Raw genomic sequence first — 17249 nt, 5'->3', positions numbered from 1 at the left:
GCCCGCAAGCCCGCGGCACGCCGCGCGCCGGCACCCCGAGCCGGACGCGGCACCAGCGCGCCCGCAGCACGCGAGTAAGGCCCGACGCCCATGAGCATGCTCACCAACAACCGGAAGCAGCGCTGGCTGCTGCCCACGGTGCTCGCCGCCATCGTGCTGCTCGTCGTCATCGGCGCGGTGGTCAGCTGAGGCCGCCGCGGCGCGGCGCGGTAGGAGGTAGGTGCCTACGCGGCCTACGCCGCCGCCGACATGCGCGCGGTGGCCAGCGCCACCAGAGCGGCGTTGCCCTCGGCCTCGCCGCCGTCGGGGTCGCGCAGGGTGTCGGCCAGGCCGATGCGTACCTCGCGGCCCGCGGCCAGCGCGGTGTCGAGGATCGGCCAGGCGGTGCCGTCGCGGCCGTGCAGCAGCCGCGGCAGGTCCAGCTGCGCCCGGTCGAGGACGCCGTCGATGGCCGAGGCGGTGGCAAGCGCGTCAGCGGTCGCGGTCTGCATCGGCTCCACCAGCACGCGGGTGAAGGCGCCCGCAAGGCCGGAGGCGACCAGGATGCGGGCGGCATCGGCGGTCCACACCCCCGCCTCGACCTCGACCCGGCGGTCGATGAGCAGCCGTGCGACCTCGACCGACCCGGGCTCGTGCAGGTTCACCGATGCGGAGAAGGGCAGCGCGCTCCAACGCTGCACCAGGTCATAGCGGCGGACGGGATCGGGCTCGGCAGAAAGCGCGGTGGTGACGCTGACGGAGACGTCGGGGATCTCGGCCCGCAGCAGTTCCAGCAGCGGGGTGACCACCTGCGGCTCCAGCGACTCCGCGCCCGTGTGGTCGCGCGGATGCACGTGTACGCCGTCGGCGCCCGCGTTGACGGCCGCCCGGGCGTCGCGGGCGATCTGCTCGGGCCATACGGGCAGGGCGGGATGCGCCCCGGGGCGACGGTCCCCGTTGAGGCAGGCGACGATCCGCATCTGGCCATCCTTCCGCTGAAGCGCGTGTAAGCGGAGCATGCCCACAAGGTGCGGGTCGCAAGCCACGCCGCCACGCCGATGATGGCAGGATTGCGGATATGAGGAGATGCGCCGCGCTCGCGGTTTCGCTCGCGCTCGCGGTGCTCCCCGCGGCACCGGCGGCGGCAGCCCCGCCCTCCTCCGACCCCACCGCCTCCGACCCCACCGCACCGGCCGGGCCCGACCCCGAATTCCGGATCACCGACGACCGCATCGAAGAGTCGAGCGGGCTGGCCGCCTCCCGCCGCCACGACGGCGTCTACTGGACGCACAACGACAGCGGCTCCTACGGCCCCGAAATCTACGCCGTGGACGAACAGGGCGACACCCTGGCCACCGTCACCCTCGCCGGCGAGGGGGTCGAGGCGCGCGACTGGGAGGCGATCGCCGTCGGCGCCGGACCCGATGGCGACCCGGCCGTCTACGTCGGCGACATCGGCGACAACTTCCAGGGCGGCTGGCCCAGCATCCGCGTCTACCGCCTGCCCGAACCCGGCGACCTCACCGACCAGACCATCGGGGCCACCGCCTTCACCCTCGTCTACGAGGACGGCGGCCGCGACGCCGAAGCGATGATGGTCGACCCGCGCGACAACCGCCTCTACGTCCTGAGCAAGGAGGTCGCGGGCGGGGTCTACGCGGCACCCGAGCAGCTCGACCCCGGCGGCACCAACACCCTCAAGCGGGTCGACTCCGCTCCGCTGTACGCCACCGACGCCGCGTTCTCCCGCGATGGCGCCTACTACGCGGTGCGGACCTACTGGGCAGCGACCGTCTACGACGCCGAGCAGGGCGTGCGCGGCCGCATCGTCGAACGTGTGCCGCTGCCGGAGTCCGACCAGGGTGAGTCGCTGGCTTTCGCCCACGACGGCCGCTCCCTGCTCGCGGGGACCGAAGGGCCGGGCAGCCCGGTGTGGCGCGTGCCGCTGGAGACCGCCGCCGGCGGCGGGTCCGGCGCGGGCGGCAAGGACGGCGGCGACGGCGGCCCGTCCGCGGGGGCCGGCGGCGAGGCTGCCGGCGGCTCGGCCGGCGAGGATGCCGGCACCGGCGCCGCGGCCCTGATCTGGACCGGCGCGGGCCTGGCCGTGGTCGTGATCGCCGCCATCGTCCTGCTCGCCCGCCGCGGCTGAACCCAAGGTTTTCCACAGGCCGGCACCCGTTGTCCACAGGGTGCGGCGAATCCTGTGGACAACTCGGTATAGGTCACTGTTTGTGCACCGTAGGGGCTATGCCGGAGTTGTGCAGAGTCGCTCCGGCGAGCCGCAGCGGGGCCGCTGCGCGGCGCTCCGCCCACAAGCGGCCGCGGCCCGACCGGCCCCGCTCGCGGAGCATCCGGGAACGGGCTGCGGAGCGTCCGCGGCGGCCGTGCAGCGGGCGGCGCGCGGCCGGTTGCGGGCCTGCCACCCGAACGGACCGGGACCGCGGATCCGGGACCGGCCCGCCCCGCGGAGCGGACCGCACAACGGCCCAAGTCCTGTTGAATCGGCCCTGATCGATCGGGACTGCCCGCATGCCGGTGCCTGCGCAGCAGCAGGGCCTCCGGTGGACCGATCAACCCTGGAGAAGCCGTCCCGCACCGGGGCACTGGTCGTGGCGTGCCATGGCGGCCGGTGTGTTCGGGACCGGGGCGGACACGGGTCCGCTCGGCGGCCTTGTTCGCGGCCGGGTGACGGGTGATCTGGGGCTGAAAAGCAGCACCAACGGCCGCAGGCGGCCGGGGCGGGCGGTCACCGCCCCGGCCGCAGGCGGCGGGGGCGGGCGACGCACCGACCCTGCAGATGTGCCCAAATATCAAAGCTGAGACCGGCATTTCTGCATGATCATCGCCAGGAGGAGCCGCCCACCCACCCGGGCCGACCGCCGCCCTCGGTGCCGCTAACACACACTTCCTAAACAGGGCTTAACCGCCGGCCTACAGACCCGCGATGTCGGCCAGCACCGCCGCCTGGGCCAGTTCGGCGTCGCCCTCCGGGAAAGCGCCGATATTGAAGCGGTCGAAGGCCGACTCCACCGCCCGCGCCATCGACCAGGCCATCAACCGGTCGGCGGGCTCGCCGAGCAGCTCGGCGGACAGGTCGAAGCGCCGGCGCAGTGTCGGACGCGGGTCGATCAGCCGCAGCGGCGGGTCGGTCTGCATGATCAGCGGCCACAGGTCGTAGCCGGGGTCGCCCACCATCGGCTTGGGGTCGATGGCGAGCCAGGGCGCGCGGGCGGCGGCCAGGATGTTGCCCGGGTTGATATCGCCGTGCAGGACGACGCTGCGCTCGGCCGTGCGCGGCAGCGAATGCAGCAGGTCCACCGCGGTGCGCACCAGGTGCGGGTCGGCATCGGGGCGCAACCGGGGCCAGCGCTCGGCGACCAGGCCCGCCCAGTCGGCCGCGACCGTCTCCAGGCGCTCCAGCCGCACCTCCGCCGCCGGTTCCGTGTTCCACAGGCGGGCCAGCACCGACAACCCGGCGGTCAGCAGGTCCTCGGGTTCCCCGGCGGCGTCGCGCAGCTTCTCGCCCGGATCGCAGGGCTCCAGCAGCAGCCCGAAGCCGTCGCCGGTCGAGCGCAGCAGCCTGACCGCGCCGAGGCCGTCCCAGGCGCGCAGCGCCTCGGCCTCGCCGCTGGCCTCGCGGTGCGGGAAGGACACTTTCAGCACCGCGGGGGCGCCGTCGGCGGTCCGCACCGGACCCGCCCACGAGCAGCTACCGCCCTCGAACGGGCTGCCCAGCTCCAGCTCCCAACCGTCGCGGAAGTCTTCGAGGATCCCCGGCAGCGCGTCCAGCCACTCCGAGCCGCCCGCAAGCGCCTTGACGCTGCGCGCGACGCCCTTGGGCAGCTGCGGAGGCGGCGCGCCGGTGCGGCCGCTGCCGCCGGCCTCGCTCATCCTTCCTCCAGGTAGATCTCGCGCGCGAGGAAGGCATGCCGGGAATGGTCGGTGAACACCCCGTCGACACCGGTGGCGAAGAACGCCTCGTACTCGGCCGCGAAGCCGCCGTAGTCGCTCTGCCCGCCTCCGCTGCGCAGGTCGGCCGGCAGGAAGCGGTTCTCGCTGCGGAACGTCCACGGGTGCACCAGCAGCCCGGCCGCATGGGCATCGGCGACCAGCGAGGTGGGCTCGCCCAGTGCACCTTCGCCGTCGCGCGGGATCACCAGGTCCTTTGCCGGGCCGACCGCCTCGGCGAAGTCCGCCACCCCGGCCAGGCCCTCGGGGGTGAGGAACGGGCGCCAGTGCTCCTCGGTACCCAGCAGGAACACGCGCGGCAGGCCCGCGTCGGCGAGCTTGGCCAGGCTCGCGCTCTCGAACGACTGCAGGAACACCGGAAGCTCCGGCTCCGGGCCCGACAGCCCGCTGTCGAGCAGCGCGGCCAGCAGCGGAGGTTCCAGGTCCAGGCCCTGTTCGGCGTGGTAGGCCGGGTGCTTGGTCTCGGGGTAGACGCCGATGCGCCGGCCCAGCTCGGCGGTCATCCGCTTGGCCAGGTCGACGATCTCCTGGAAGGTGGGGATCTCGTAGGTGCCGTCGTGGGCGGCATTGCCGGGGCGGACGTCGGGGATCCGCTCGGTGGCCCGCAGCGTCTTGAGCTCGTCCAGGGTGAAGTCGTGGGCGAACCAGCCGGTGTACTCGCGCCCGTCGATGGTCCGCGTGGTGCGGCGGTCGGCGAACTCCGGATGGTCGGCGACATCGGTCGTGCCGCCGATCTCGGGTTCGTGCCGGGCCACCAGCACGCCGTCGGCGGTGGCGACCAGATCGATCTCCATGAAGTCGCCGCCGACCCGGGCCCCGAGCTCGTAGGAGCCCAGCGTGTGCTCGGGGCGCTGACCGGACGCGCCCCGGTGCGAGATGATCTTGAGCTCCGGCTCCTGCTTGTTTCTGCGCACAGTCGCATCCGTCCTCGGTGCCCGCGCCGGGCGGGCACCCGCTCGCAAGTGATGGCCTGACCGGACGCGGTGTCCGGGCAGGCCATCAGGTGTATCGCTGCGAGCCCGATCAAGCGAATCGAACCCTGCCCGCGGCATGGCCGACCGGGGCCGGCGGACCGGGGCCGGGGGCGGTTCAGCCGAGTTTGCCCACCACGTGCTCGATGCACTCGGTGAGGGCACGCACGTCGTCGGGCTCGATCGCCGGGAACATGCCGACGCGCAGCTGATTGCGGCCCAGCTTGCGGTAAGGCTCGGTGTCGACGATCCCGTTGGCCCGCAGGGTGGCGGCCACGGCGGCGGCGTCGATGCTGTCGGCGAAGTCGATCGTGCCCACGACCTGGGAGCGCTGGGCGGGGTCGGTCACGAACGGACCGGCGTAGTCGGTCTTCTCGGCCCACGAGTACAGCACCGACGAGGACTCCGCGGTGCGCCCCACGGTCCAGTCCAGGCCGCCCCGCTCGTTCATCCACTCGATCTGCTCGGCGAACAGCATGAGGGTGGCAACGGCGGGCGTGTTGTAGGTCTGGTCCTTGCGGGAGTTGTCGACGGCGGTCGTCAGCGAGAAGAACTCGGGGATGTAGCGCCCGCTCTCGGCGATCTCGGTGACGCGCGCCAGCGCCTTGGGCGACATGATGGCCACCCACAGGCCGCCGTCGGCCGCAAAGCACTTCTGCGGCGCGAAGTAGTAGACGTCGGTCTCGGAGATGTCCACGGGCAGACCGCCGGCACCGCTGGTGGCGTCGACCATCACCAGCGCGTCCTCGGCTGCGCCGGCGACCCGGCGGATGGGCATGGCCACGCCGGTGGAGGTCTCGTTGTGGGTGAGCGCGTAGGCGTCGACGCCGTCCTCGGCCACCGGGACGCCGTGCGTGCCGGGGTCGGTGCTGATGACGGAGGGGTCGGCGAGCCACGGCGCGCCCTTGGCCACCTTGGCGAACTTCGACGAGAACTCGCCGAAGGACAGGTGCTGGGACTTCTCGCGCAGCAGCCCGTGCGCGGCGGTGTCCCAGAACGCGGTCGTGCCGCCGTTGCCGAGCACCACCTCGTAGCCCTCGGGCAGGGAGAAGAGCTGCGACAGACCGGTTCGCACCCGCCCGACCAAGGACTTGACGGGCTTCTGCCGGTGCGAAGTCCCCATATAGCCGGAGCCGGACGACGCGAGGGAGGAAAGTTGCTCGGGTCGGACCTTCGACGGGCCGCAGCCGAAGCGGCCGTCGCTGGGCAGCAGGTTCGCGGGAATCTGAATGTCGGTCACCTGCGCAAGGGTAGTGGCTGACGCCGCCGCGCCGCAGGTGAGGGGGCGGGTTAGCGGCGTTTGCCCAGCGCGGAGCGGCATGCGGGGGGATCCGCCGCCCGGCCGGACCGGCGGTCGCCGAAGGGCAAGGGCTCAGACTGCAGCGGACTGCTCGGCCACCCAGGTGTCCAGTTCTCTGGTGAAGGCGCGGTGGGCGGCGGCCAAGTGACACGTGTGGTCCATCAGCGCCTCCAGCCGGTCGAGGTCGGTGCAGGCGCGGATGGTGTCGCGCTGCTCCTCGGTGAGGTCGACGCCGCAGCGGTCGAGGTGCTCGAAGATGGACTTGGTTACGCCTTTTCGTAGTCCGATCTCGTACCCCTGCTCGAAGAATGGCCGGGCGATCTCGCTTGGTGGCTCGTCTGCCATGGGTTCCAGTCGCATGTTCGTGTGGGGCGGTGGTCAGGGTGTGAAGATGTCGCGGGCGTTGGTGGCTTTGGCTGCGCGTTTCAGCCATGTGTTGAGTTGGTCGATGTCGGTGCAGTTTCGGATGGTGTTGCGCTGATCCTCGGTGAGTTCGACACCGTGGAAGTCGAGGAGCATCAAGATGGACTTGGCTTCACCTCGGGCTTCACCTCGGGCTTCACCTCGGGCTTCACCTCGGGCTTCACCTCGGGCTTCACCTCGGGCCTCACCCCTCGCCTCGCCTTCGGCGATGAACCCGCGTGCGATCTCGCTCTGCCACTCGTACTGCTCGGTCTGCATCTGTTTCCTCCAGTACTGCGACGCCGCTTGGTCGAGGTGTGCCTCGATGAATTTATGGTAGTGCCTCATCCGTTCTTCCGGAACGGTGTCCAGGGCTGCTTGTGCGGCGTCCAGAACGCGGTGGTTCCCGTGGTGCATGGCAGCCGACAGCACCGACAGGCTGGGCATCCGGCGCGCCTCTTCGATGTTGTCGATGACGGGAGCGTTGTCGGGGCCGAGCGCGGATACGTGCAGTTGCAGGCTTTCCAGCTTTGCGCCGATCGGAGTGCGCGCCCACTCGGAGGTCGTGCTGTCGGGGCAGATGACCAGCATGTGGACCGGGCAGCGCATCCGCTCGCGGAGGGTGGCGGCGTAGAGCGGCCAGGTGTAGTGCTTGTCGTCGTCTTTGCGTAGTTGGATCTCGGTGATGATCGCCATCACCTCGTTGTCGTCCTCGTCGCGGAGCACGGTGACTTGGTCCGCTTTGTGCTCCGGCGGGGCGAATGTCGTTAGATCGCTGCCGCCGGTGTGGGCGTTTTTGTAGGCGGGGAGTTCCAGGCCGAAGGTGTCGCGCAGAATGACGGCCGAGGTATCCGGCCGGTCCTGCATCAGGAGGACCTGGGTCTCGTGATTTGTTCCGGGCATGGCGCAGACATTAACCAAACCCGGCGCGGCTTGCGCAACTCAGTACGAGTGCACTGGTCCCCATTTATGGTTTGCGGATGACTTTAATGTGGCTGTCGTCGGACTATTTTTGTTATTCGCCATTAGTTGACCATCGGAACCTATGGGGCGAACCGGAAAAAAACACAGGCCCCGCGGCTCCACCTCCACCATGGTTTCGGTGGCCGCCGCAGGGCCTTTGGCTGTCCGCCGGCTTCAGACTCCCTGGGCCAGGGCATCCTGCGCCCCCGGGACGTCGTTGATGTCGCGGGCGGCCGGGCCGGTGTAGTGGGCGCTGGGGCGGACCAGGCGGCCGGTGCGTTTCTGTTCGAGGATGTGTGCCGACCAGCCTGCCGTGCGGGCGCAGGTGAACATGGCCGTGAACATCTCGGTCGGGATCTCCGCGAAGTCCAGCACCACCGCGGCCCAGTACTCGACGTTGGTGGCCAGCACCCGGTCGGGCTTGCGGGCGTGCAGCTCCTCCAGGGCGGCGTTCTCCAGGGCCTGGGCGACCTCGAAGCGCGGCGCGTCCAGTTCCTTGGCCGCGCGGCGCAGTACGCGCGCACGCGGGTCCTCGGCGCGGTAGACGCGGTGGCCGAAGCCCATCAGGCGCTCGCCCTGATCGAGCGCGCGGGACACGTAGGTGCGCGCGTCGCCGATGCGTTCGGTCTCGCCGAGCATGTGCAGCACGCGCGCAGGCGCGCCGCCGTGCAGCGGGCCCGACATGGCCCCCACCGCGCCCGAGAGTGCGGCGGAGACGTCGGCCCCGGTGGAGGCGATGACGCGCGCGGTGAAGGTGGAGGCGTTCATGCCGTGTTCGGCGGCGGAGCTCCAGTAGGCGTCGACTGCCTTGACGTGGCGCGGGTCGGGTTCGCCGCGCAGCTGGATCATGAACCGCTCGACGACCGACTCACCCTCCTCGATGAGGTCGCGGGGCACCTCGGGCAGGTCGCCGCGCGCCGCCTGGGCGGTTACCGACAGGGCCGCCGAGGCCGCTCGGGCGACGTTCTCGCGGGCGGTGTCGTCGTCGATGTCCAGCAGCGGCTGGAATCCCCACAGCGGGGCGAGCGCGGCAAGGGCGCTCTGCACGTCGACGCGGATGTCGCCGCTGCGCACCGCTTGGGCGACCGGTTCCGCGAAGGGAAGGCCGGGATAGAAGCTGTCGTCGACCAGCAGCCCCCAGACGCGACCGAAGGCGGTGTGGCCCACGAGGTTTTCGATGTCCACGCCGCGGTAGCGGAGGGCGCCGCCCTCTTTGTCCGGTTCAGCGATCTCGGTCTCGAACGCCACGACTCCTTCGAGCCCGGGTTTGAAGTCCGACATACCGGCTTCCTCCGTAGTGTCTCGGTCCAGTGGAAAGGGGTGCATCCAATGGACACGTGCGGTCTTGATTCTCGGTGGCACGCGGGCCTGTATCAGCGGTGCGGGCCGGCCCCGGTGCCGTGCGGGCTGGTCCCGGCGGCAGCGGGGCGACACGGTCGGCCGCGGTCGTTGCGTCCGCGGTGTTGAGGTTGTGCGCTGGCGCTTACCCCACAGGTCATGTGAGGATTCCCCACTGTGAACGACTGCGATCCGGCGGAACTGCGGCAGCCCTACGGCGGTCCGCCGCTGCGGCGTTCCGAGCTGGCAGCCCATCCACTGGAGCAGTTTCACACGTGGTTCACACAGGCACACACGTCGGGGTTGGCCGAACCCAACGCCATGGTCGTGGCCACGGTCGAGCCCAGTGGCGCGCCTCGGGTGCGAACCGTCCTACTTAAAGGGTACGACCGCTCTGGCCTGCGGTTTTTCACCAACTACGGGTCGCGGAAAGGCCGGGCGCTGGCAGATGAGCCGCGCGTCTCGGCGGTGTTCCCCTGGCACGAGGTCCGTCGCCAGGTGCTCGTTTCGGGCCGTGTCCAACGTCTCAGCGACACCGAGAACGACGCGTACTTCCATTCCCGCCCGCGGGGTTCACAAATCGGCGCATGGGCCAGTGAGCGGCAGTCGAGCCGGATCGCCGACCGCGCCGAGCTGGATGCCCTTTACGCGGAGTTCGCCGATGTGTGGGCGCCCGATGCGGAGATCCCCCGCCCCGCTTACTGGGGCGGCTACCGGATCGTGCCCGTGGAGGTGGAGTTCTGGCAGGGCCGCGCCGACCGGATGCACGACAGGTTCTGCTACACCCTGGCGGCGGGCGGCGCGGCCGACGGCACCTGGGAACTGGACCGGTTGGCGCCGTAGCGGCCCCGGTGCCGGATCCGGGCGGACCGGTCCGGAGCACGACCGATCCCAGCCGCCCCAAGCAAGAACGAACCAGTCCCGAACCCGCCTGAACCCGCCCGAACCACCGGACGCGGCCGCACACCGCCGAAGCCACTCGAACCGGGCGGCGGCCGGGCGCCGTGCGTCCCCCGGAGGTCCGGGTGGGGCACATTGTTGCGGTGCTGTTGCCGGATTGTGGTGCTCGGCACATTGCGGCGAAGTGGGTTGTCCGTTGCCGCGGTATGATGAGGAGGATCGGTGGCCGCTCCCGCGGCCAGGGCGCAGCGGTCGGTTCCCGCCCGGACACTCATCCGGCGGCGCAACCGGAAATTGCCGTGCGGCCGGCCTGCGTTGAGAGTCTGCCGTCGTCGACTCTCGACGGCCCATGAGGGGAGGGGGAGCCTTGACCGCACACGGGCTTATCGACACCACGGAGATGTACCTCCGCACGATCTTCGAGCTGGAGGAAGAAGGCATCGTGCCCCTGCGGGCGCGCATCGCCGAACGCCTGGCGCAGAGCGGCCCGACGGTGAGCCAGACCGTCGCCCGCATGGAACGCGACGGCCTCCTGCGGGTCGAGAACGACCGCCACCTCGCCATGACCGAGGAGGGCAACCGGCTGGCCACCCATGTCATGCGCAAGCACCGCCTGGCCGAGCGCCTGCTGGTCGATGTCATCGGCCTGCCGTGGGAGGACGTCCACGTCGAGGCCTGCCGCTGGGAGCACGTCATTTCCGAGGCCGTCGAGGAACGCCTCGTGCGGCTGCTGAACGCGCCGTCGGTGTGTCCCCACGGCAACCCCATTCCGGGATTGGAGGAGCTGGGGCTGGCCGACTACGCGGCCGAACCGTTCTCCGGCGAGTCCATCGTGCCGATGCTCGATGTCGCCAACGGGGCCGAGACCACGGTAAAGGTGCGGCGCATCAGCGAGCAGCTGCAGAGCGATCCCGAAGTGATGCTGGATCTCAAGCGTGCCGGGGTACAACCCGAGCAGGAAGTGGCGCTCGTGGCGAGCGACAGAGGCGTAAAGGTGATTGGTGGTAGCGGCAAGGATGGCGAGCCCAGCGAACTGTCCCGGCAGATCGCCAGCCACATTTTCGTCACCAAGCCCTGAAACCGGCGCGTGCCGCCCCCGCGCGCGGGTCGCCCGGGGGCGAAATGTCGCGATGCTCTGCAGATACCTGCGCACTGGGGCTATGCTCTGGCCATGGCGCGCGGTCTCCGGTGCCACCGGAGCCGGCGCGCGAGGGCAGTGCGGACCGTGCGGCTCGGCATCATGACCGCGGCCGGTGAGGTCAAGGTGGCGGCTGAATGAACCGACGGGGGGAAGCCTTCTACGACGACGATGCCCTCACCGGGGACGCGGTCTTCGAGCAGGCGCAGATCGCCGTCCTGGTTGCCGACCGCGCCAGCCGCCTGCGCTACATCAACCCCTTTGCGCGCGAACTGTTCCAGCTCCCCGAAGACAGCGACCCGCGGGGCATCTCGCTGGTCGACCTCGGCATCCAGGAATCCGACCTCGAACGCGTAAACCAGTTGGCCCGGCGCGCGCTCCAGGGCGGCACCTGGGACGGCACCTTCGCCGTCATGAGCCCCGACTCCTCCTGGCTGCACGTGCGCGTCAACGCCGTGCCGATGAAGGACCCCGCCGGAGTGATCGAGGGGTTCACGATCTTCGCGAGCGAGGCGCTGCGCAGCGGCCGCGTCGAGGATCTCTACGGCCTGCTCGAACGGGTCGGCAGCCGCCTGGCGGCCTCCCTGGAGTTCGACTCCACGATCAAGGCCGTCGCCGAGATCCTGGTGCCGCAGTTCGCCGACCACTGCTTCATCGACCTCTTCGACCACGACCGCCTCGTCCGGCGCATCGCCGTGCACGCCGAGGGTTGGACCCCGCCGCCCGGAACCTGGTTCGACGTCGGCGAAGAGGTCCGCTACCCCGAGCACCACTTCGTCCGCACCGCCATGCGCCGCATGGAGACCGTGCTGGTCGGCGACTACGCCCACGTGGCCGAGACCGAGGACAAACGCGCGGCCCGCGTGGCCGAGCAGGTGGGTGTCACCTCCGAGATCGCGGCCCCGCTGCGCGCGCGCGGCGAACTCCTGGGCGTGCTCACCCTCGCGCTGTCCCGGCTCTCCCCCCGCGAAAAGACCCGCTACGGCGGCTTCGACCGCGACCTTGTCGGCGCCCTGGCCTCGCGGGTGGCCCTGGCCATCGACAACGCGCGGCTGTTCGAGGAGGAACGCAGCACCGCCCTGGCGTTCCAGCACAGCCTGCTGCCCCGCACCTTCCCCGACTTCGACGGCCTGTCCATCGGGCACCGCTACGTGCCGGCCAAACCGCTCGAAGCCCACGGCCACGGCGTCCAGACCCAGGTCGGCGGCGACTTCTACGACGTCATCCCGCTATCGGCCGGCCGCGTGGGCATCGTCATCGGCGACGTCGAGGGCCGCGGTCCGCACGCCGCCGCCGTCATGGGCCAGCTCCGCGCGGCGCTGCGCGCCTTTGCCCAGGCCGACCGCGAACCAGCCGACATCCTGCGCGAACTCGACGAATGGGTGCGCCAACTGGGCCGCCCCGACGGCGCCGGCGGCACCTGGGTGCCCAGCGTGAGCTGCCTGTACATGGTCTACGACGCCTGGTCGCGCCAGTTGTTCTACGCCAATGCCGGCCACCAGGCGCCGCTGCTCATCGACGGCGACGGCACCGTCGAGGAACTGGCGCTGGAGGTCTCCGACACCCTGCTCGGGGTCAAACTCCGCGGCGCCCCGTTCGACGACGCCGTCTACCACCAGGCCGACCTGGAGCTTCCCCCCGGCGCCACCCTGCTCCTCTACACCGACGGCCTGGTCGACCGCCGCCCGATCGGCGGGACCGTCGACATCGCGCGCTCGCTTTCGCACCTGCACCAGCGCGTGCAGGAAGTGGCCGGCTCGGACGTCGAGAAGATCGCCCAGGCCGCCATCACCGCCGTGCCCGGCGAGATCGACGACGACACCGCGCTGCTGGTGGTGCGCACCCACTCCGGCGAACTGGCCATGGAGGAGGGCTGGTTCATCGCCGAGGCGCCCACCGTCGGCGACGCCCGCCATCTGGCCTCCAGCACGTTCAAGAACTGGGGTATGGACCGCGACCAGGCCGAGCTGGCCTGCCTGCTGGTTTCCGAGATCGTCACCAACGTCGTCATACACGCCACACCCCACCCGGTCCGCCGCGAGTTCACCTCCGACGGCGTGCGCGACTCCGGGACTGCGCTGGACCCCGACATACTCGGCGGCGATGGCGCCGACGACTTCGACGAGGACTGGTCCGACCTGCTCGACGAGATCTCCGAGGACACCGACACCCCGCAGACCAGCGAGTTCCTGCTCCGGCTGCGCCGCGGCGCGGGCTCGGTGTGGGTCGAGGTCTTCGACCGCGACCTGCGGCTGCCGCGCATCCGCAGCGCGGGCGCCGACGACGAGGGCGGCCGCGGCCTCTACCTCGTCGACCAACTGGCCACGCGCTGGGGTTCGCGGCCGACCCCCGACGGCAAGGCGGTCTGGTTCGAGGTCCCGCTGAAGGCGGAGTAGGCCGCTGTACCCGGCCGGGCGGCCGTGGTGTTCGGCGATGACCCTGCAGAAATGCCCGTCTGAGCATTGAACTCTCGGCATTTCTGCATGATCACCGGTGCGGCGCTAGCGGTTCGACCACGCCCACAGCAGCAGTACAACGAAGATGAAGGCGACCACGATGCCGCCGGTGGTCCAGGGGATGTGCACACGCGGCCGCAGCTTGCGGACGCCGATTACCAGCAGGATGATCAGCAGACCGAGAACGATCAGCCCGTCCCATGCACCGCTCATTGGCTGGTGACCTTTCGCCGTGACCCGTCGGGGGTGTGGCTACAGGCCCAGCGAGCGTCCCACGATCTCTTTCATGATCTCGGTCGTGCCACCGTAGATCGATTGGATCCTGGCGTTCTGCCATGCCTTCGCCACGGGGTATTCCATCATGTACCCATACCCGCCGTGCAGCTGCAGGCACCGGTCGATGAGCCGGTTGGCCAACTCGGTGGTCCACCACTTGGCCTTGGCGGCGTCCTCGGCGGTCAGTTCGCTGCGGTTGAGCAGGGTGATCGCCCGGTCGACGTAGGTGCGGGCGAGGTCGGTCTCGGTGGCGAGTTCGGCCAGCACGAATCGGGTGTTCTGGAACTTGCCGATCGGACGTCCGAAAGCAGTGCGGTCCTTGCAGTACCGGATGGTCTCGGCGAGGACCGTCTCGGCGCCTGCGGTGGCCGCTACCGCGATCGACAGCCGCTCCTGGGGCAGGTTCTCCATCAGGTGCACGAATCCGCGGTTCTCCTGCCCGATCAGGTTCGCCGCCGGCACCCGCGCGTCGGTGAACGACAGTTCGGCGGTGTCCTGCGCCTTCAACCCGATCTTGTCCAGGTTGCGGCCGCGCTCGAAACCGGGCGTGCCGCGCTCGACGGCCAGCAGCGAGAGCCCGTGCGCGCCGGCGTCGGGATCGGTGCGGGCTACCACGATGACCAGATCGGCGTTGATCCCGTTGGTGATGAAGGTCTTCTGCCCGTTGAGGACGTAGTCGCCGCCGTCGCGCACGGCGGTGGTGCTGATGGCCTGCAGGTCGCTGCCGGCGTCCGGTTCGGTCATGGCGATGGCGGTGATCAGTTCGCCGGAGCAGAAGCCGGGCAGCCAGCGGCGCCGCTGCTCCTCGGTGGCCAGCTGTACCAGATAGGGCGCGATGACGTCGTTCTGCAGGCTGAACCCCAGCCCGCTGGCGCCCGCGCGGCAGATCTCCTCGGAGACCACGGCGTTGAAGCGGAAGTCGGTCGTCCCGGAGCCGCCGTAGGCTTCGGACACGCCCAGCCCGAGCAGGCCGACCGCGCCGGCCTTGGTCCACACATCGCGGGGGACGATGCCGTCCTGCTCCCACTGGTCGTGGTGGGGGGACACCTCCCGCTTGAGGAATTCGGCGACCGACTCGCGGAAGAGATCGTGCTCGGTGTCGAAGAGCTCCCTGCGCATTTCCGGCTCCCTTGTGCTGTGGCGTGACCGTCCGCGCGCCCGCGCCGCCGCGCGCAGCACCACCGTAACCGAACGGTATTCGGATTCGGATGCGTGCCATTGGGGCCGGGTCCGGCCCCGCGCGGATCCGGAGCGGATGAAAGTTCCGCAAAGTCGGGGGAATCCGGCGCGCGCCCGCTCAGTTGCCGTGCGCCCGCCTGCTTAGGCTCTGGCCACACCGCCCGCACGCTCGTACCGCATTCACCTTGCGCACATACAGCCCGCACATACAGCCCGCACGCACTGCCCGCGTCCGTACCGCTGCGGCACCGATCAGGGGGCCTGGCCGATGGCGAAGCACGCATCCCACCACCGCCCGCGCAGGGAACAGCAGGGCCAGGCCGGTGTCGTCGTGGTGATGGCCGCCCTGCTGCTGACCGTGCTGCTGGCCGCGCTGGACCAGACCATCGTCGCCACGACGCTGCCCACCATCGTCAGCGACCTCGGCGGCCTGAACCACCTCTCCTGGGTGGTCACCGCCTACCTGCTCGCCGTCACCGCGAGCACCCCGCTGTGGGGCAAGATCGGCGACCAGTACGGGCGCAAGAGGATCTTCCTGGCCTGCATCCTGCTGTTCCTCGCCGGCTCGGCGCTGTGCGGCACCGCGCAGTCGATGCCGCAGCTGATCGGTTTCCGCGCGGTGCAGGGCATCGGCGGCGGCGGGCTGATGACCCTGGCGATGGCGATCGTGGGCGACGTGGTCCCGCCGCGCGAGCGGGGCCGCTACCAGGGGCTCTTCGGCGCCTCCTTCGGCGTGGCCAGTGTCGCCGGGCCGCTGCTGGGCGGGCTGTTCGTGGACCATCTGACCTGGCGCTGGGTGTTCTACATCAACCTCCCGCTGGGCGTGGTCGCCTTTGCCGCCGTGCTGCTGGCGCTGCCGCCCACCGGGCTGCGCACGCGCCACCGCATCGACTACGCCGGGATCGCGCTGGTGGCGGCCGCCGCCGTGTGCCTGACCCTGGTCGCCGCCTGGGGCGGCAGCCTGTACGCGTGGACCTCGCCGGTGGTGCTCTCGCTGATCGGCGCCACCGCGGTGCTGGGCGTGCTGTGGTGGCTGAGCGCGCGCCGGGCCGCGGAGCCGGTGCTCCCGCTGGAGCTGTTCACCCACCGCAACGTGGTCGCGGGCGTGGCCGTGCTGGCCTGCGTCGGGTTCGCAATGATGGGCGCGATGGCCTACCTGCCGCTGTTCATGCAGGTCGTGCACAGCTACTCCCCGACGGCATCGGGGCTGCACCTGCTGCCCATGGTCGCGGGGATGCTGGTGACCTCGATCGGCAGCGGGCAGCTGGTCTCGCGCACCGGCCGCTACAAGCTCTTCCCCGTGGTTGGCATGGCGGTGGTGGCGGCCGCGCTGGCCCTGCTGTCCACCCTGGGGCCGCAGACCCCGATGGCGCTGATGAGTCTGTACTTCCTGCTGCTGGGCTGCGGGCTGGGCATGGTCATGCAGGTGGTGCTCACCACCGTGCAGAACTCGGTGGACTACCGCGACCTGGGCGCGGCGACCGCGGCCGGCACCTTCTTCCGCTCCATCGGCGGGTCGCTGGGCACCGCGGTCTTCGGGGCGGTGTTCGCGGGGCAGCTCGCCGCCAACCTGCGCGAGCGCGCCGGAGGGGTCGAGATGCCCCCGGGCGCCTCGATCGGCGAACTGGAGACGAACCCGCAGGCGCTGGACGCGCTGCCGCCGCAGGCCCAGGCCGGGTTCCTGCAGGCCTACGCCGACTCGATCGACACCGTGTTCCTGTGGGCGGTGCCCGTCGCGGTCGCGGGGTTCGCGGTCGCCACCCTGCTGAAAGAGGTCCCGCTGCGCACCGCCATCGGGCGGCCCGAACCCGACGAGGCGTTCCCGCCGGTGGTGGCGGCGCGCGAACCGCTGACCCGGGTCGAGGACGCCGCCTACCGCGCGGTCGGCGGCCGGGGGCCGCGGCGGATGTACCAGCGGCTCGCAGCCGCGGCCGGGGTCGATCTTTCGCCCGCGGCCTGCTGGACCATCACGCACATGGCGGCGACCGGATCCATCACCGGCGCGGAGCTGGCGCGGATGTGCCACCGGCCGCCGGCGGGGCTGGTGCCGGTACACGAGGAGCTGCACCGCGCGGGGCTGCTCGCCGACACCGCGGACGACACCTGGCGGCTGAGCGAGGAGGGGCGGGAGGTCGCCCGGCGGCTGTTCGGGGCCCAGGAGCGCGCCGTCAGCGAGGCGCTGGCCGACCTGCCGCCGCAAGAGTACCCGGAATTGGTCGCCGTGCTGCGCGGCGTCGCAGGCGGCAGCCTGGGCGACGAGGACGACGCGGTGCTGGCCGCCGAAGGCCCGCGTCCCAGGGGGCGGTGAGTCCTGCGGGCGGCGGGGACCGGAGCCCGCACGGCCGGGCGCCGCGGGCTCCGGCTCCCGCTGCCCGGTG

14 protein-coding genes are annotated in these 17249 nt (G+C 70.9%); 5 read left to right on the top strand and 9 right to left on the bottom strand.

The features are described from left to right. Positions 1-233: 233 nt before the first annotated feature. Positions 234-959: a 3-keto-5-aminohexanoate cleavage protein gene (locus ACYVD5_RS01285; protein ID WP_460998974.1), complete on the bottom strand. Its 726-nt coding sequence runs from the start codon at positions 957-959 to the stop codon at positions 234-236. Positions 960-1057: 98 nt separating this feature from the next. Here ACYVD5_RS01285 and ACYVD5_RS01280 point away from each other — a divergent pair, with 98 nt between their 5' ends. Further along, on the top strand, positions 1058-2128 hold the full coding sequence (locus ACYVD5_RS01280; protein ID WP_460998973.1) for a hypothetical protein: 1071 nt from the start codon (positions 1058-1060) through the stop codon (positions 2126-2128). Between the two features lie 782 nt (positions 2129-2910). Here the strand turns inward: ACYVD5_RS01280 and ACYVD5_RS01275 are convergent. From ACYVD5_RS01275 to ACYVD5_RS01250, 6 genes are all read right to left on the bottom strand, one after another. After that, positions 2911-3870: an aminoglycoside phosphotransferase family protein gene (locus tag ACYVD5_RS01275; RefSeq protein WP_460998972.1), complete on the bottom strand. Its 960-nt coding sequence runs from the start codon at positions 3868-3870 to the stop codon at positions 2911-2913. Next, on the bottom strand, positions 3867-4862 hold the full coding sequence (locus ACYVD5_RS01270; protein WP_460998971.1) for a glycerophosphodiester phosphodiesterase family protein: 996 nt from the start codon (positions 4860-4862) through the stop codon (positions 3867-3869). Before ACYVD5_RS01270 ends, ACYVD5_RS01275 begins: the two co-directional genes overlap by 4 nt. A gap of 175 nt (positions 4863-5037) precedes the next feature. After that, a complete protein-coding gene (gene serC / locus ACYVD5_RS01265; RefSeq protein WP_460998970.1) occupies positions 5038-6159 on the bottom strand; it encodes a phosphoserine transaminase in 1122 nt (373 codons plus the stop codon). A gap of 132 nt (positions 6160-6291) precedes the next feature. Beyond that, on the bottom strand, positions 6292-6564 hold the full coding sequence (locus tag ACYVD5_RS01260) for a hypothetical protein (RefSeq protein ID WP_460998969.1): 273 nt from the start codon (positions 6562-6564) through the stop codon (positions 6292-6294). A 33-nt stretch (positions 6565-6597) separates the two neighbouring features. Further along, complete coding sequence (locus tag ACYVD5_RS01255; RefSeq protein WP_460998968.1) at positions 6598-7524, bottom strand: hypothetical protein; 927 nt, start codon at positions 7522-7524, stop codon at positions 6598-6600. Between the two features lie 234 nt (positions 7525-7758). After that, entirely contained in the window at positions 7759-8865 is a 1107-nt protein-coding gene (locus tag ACYVD5_RS01250; protein ID WP_460998967.1) for a citrate synthase 2, read from the bottom strand. Positions 8866-9099: 234 nt separating this feature from the next. Between ACYVD5_RS01250 and pdxH the strand changes: the two genes are divergently transcribed. From pdxH to ACYVD5_RS01235, 3 genes are all read left to right on the top strand, one after another. Further along, positions 9100-9765 (top strand): pyridoxamine 5'-phosphate oxidase, encoded by a 666-nt coding sequence (gene pdxH / locus ACYVD5_RS01245; RefSeq protein WP_460998966.1) that lies wholly within the window; start codon positions 9100-9102, stop codon positions 9763-9765. 424 nt (positions 9766-10189) lie between these two features. Next, positions 10190-10900 (top strand): metal-dependent transcriptional regulator, encoded by a 711-nt coding sequence (locus ACYVD5_RS01240; protein WP_460998965.1) that lies wholly within the window; start codon positions 10190-10192, stop codon positions 10898-10900. 197 nt (positions 10901-11097) lie between these two features. Then, on the top strand, positions 11098-13356 hold the full coding sequence (locus ACYVD5_RS01235) for a SpoIIE family protein phosphatase (RefSeq protein WP_460998964.1): 2259 nt from the start codon (positions 11098-11100) through the stop codon (positions 13354-13356). 105 nt (positions 13357-13461) lie between these two features. Here the strand turns inward: ACYVD5_RS01235 and ACYVD5_RS01230 are convergent, their stop codons facing one another. Together ACYVD5_RS01230 and ACYVD5_RS01225 are read right to left on the bottom strand one after the other, a co-directional pair. Further along, positions 13462-13629 carry a hypothetical protein gene (locus tag ACYVD5_RS01230; RefSeq protein WP_460998963.1) on the bottom strand — a complete coding sequence of 56 codons (168 nt, stop codon included), beginning with the start codon at positions 13627-13629 and terminating at the stop codon, positions 13462-13464. 39 nt (positions 13630-13668) lie between these two features. Continuing rightward, on the bottom strand, positions 13669-14811 hold the full coding sequence (locus ACYVD5_RS01225; RefSeq protein ID WP_460998962.1) for an acyl-CoA dehydrogenase family protein: 1143 nt from the start codon (positions 14809-14811) through the stop codon (positions 13669-13671). 328 nt (positions 14812-15139) lie between these two features. Between ACYVD5_RS01225 and ACYVD5_RS01220 the strand changes: the two genes are divergently transcribed. Continuing rightward, positions 15140-17179: an MFS transporter gene (locus ACYVD5_RS01220; RefSeq protein ID WP_460998961.1), complete on the top strand. Its 2040-nt coding sequence runs from the start codon at positions 15140-15142 to the stop codon at positions 17177-17179. The last annotated feature ends 70 nt before the right edge of the window (positions 17180-17249 follow it).

It is taken from the genome of Streptomonospora sediminis (assembly GCF_054778995.1).
Note: the sequence above shows the minus strand (reverse complement) of the source record. Positions and strands in the feature narration are given on the sequence as shown.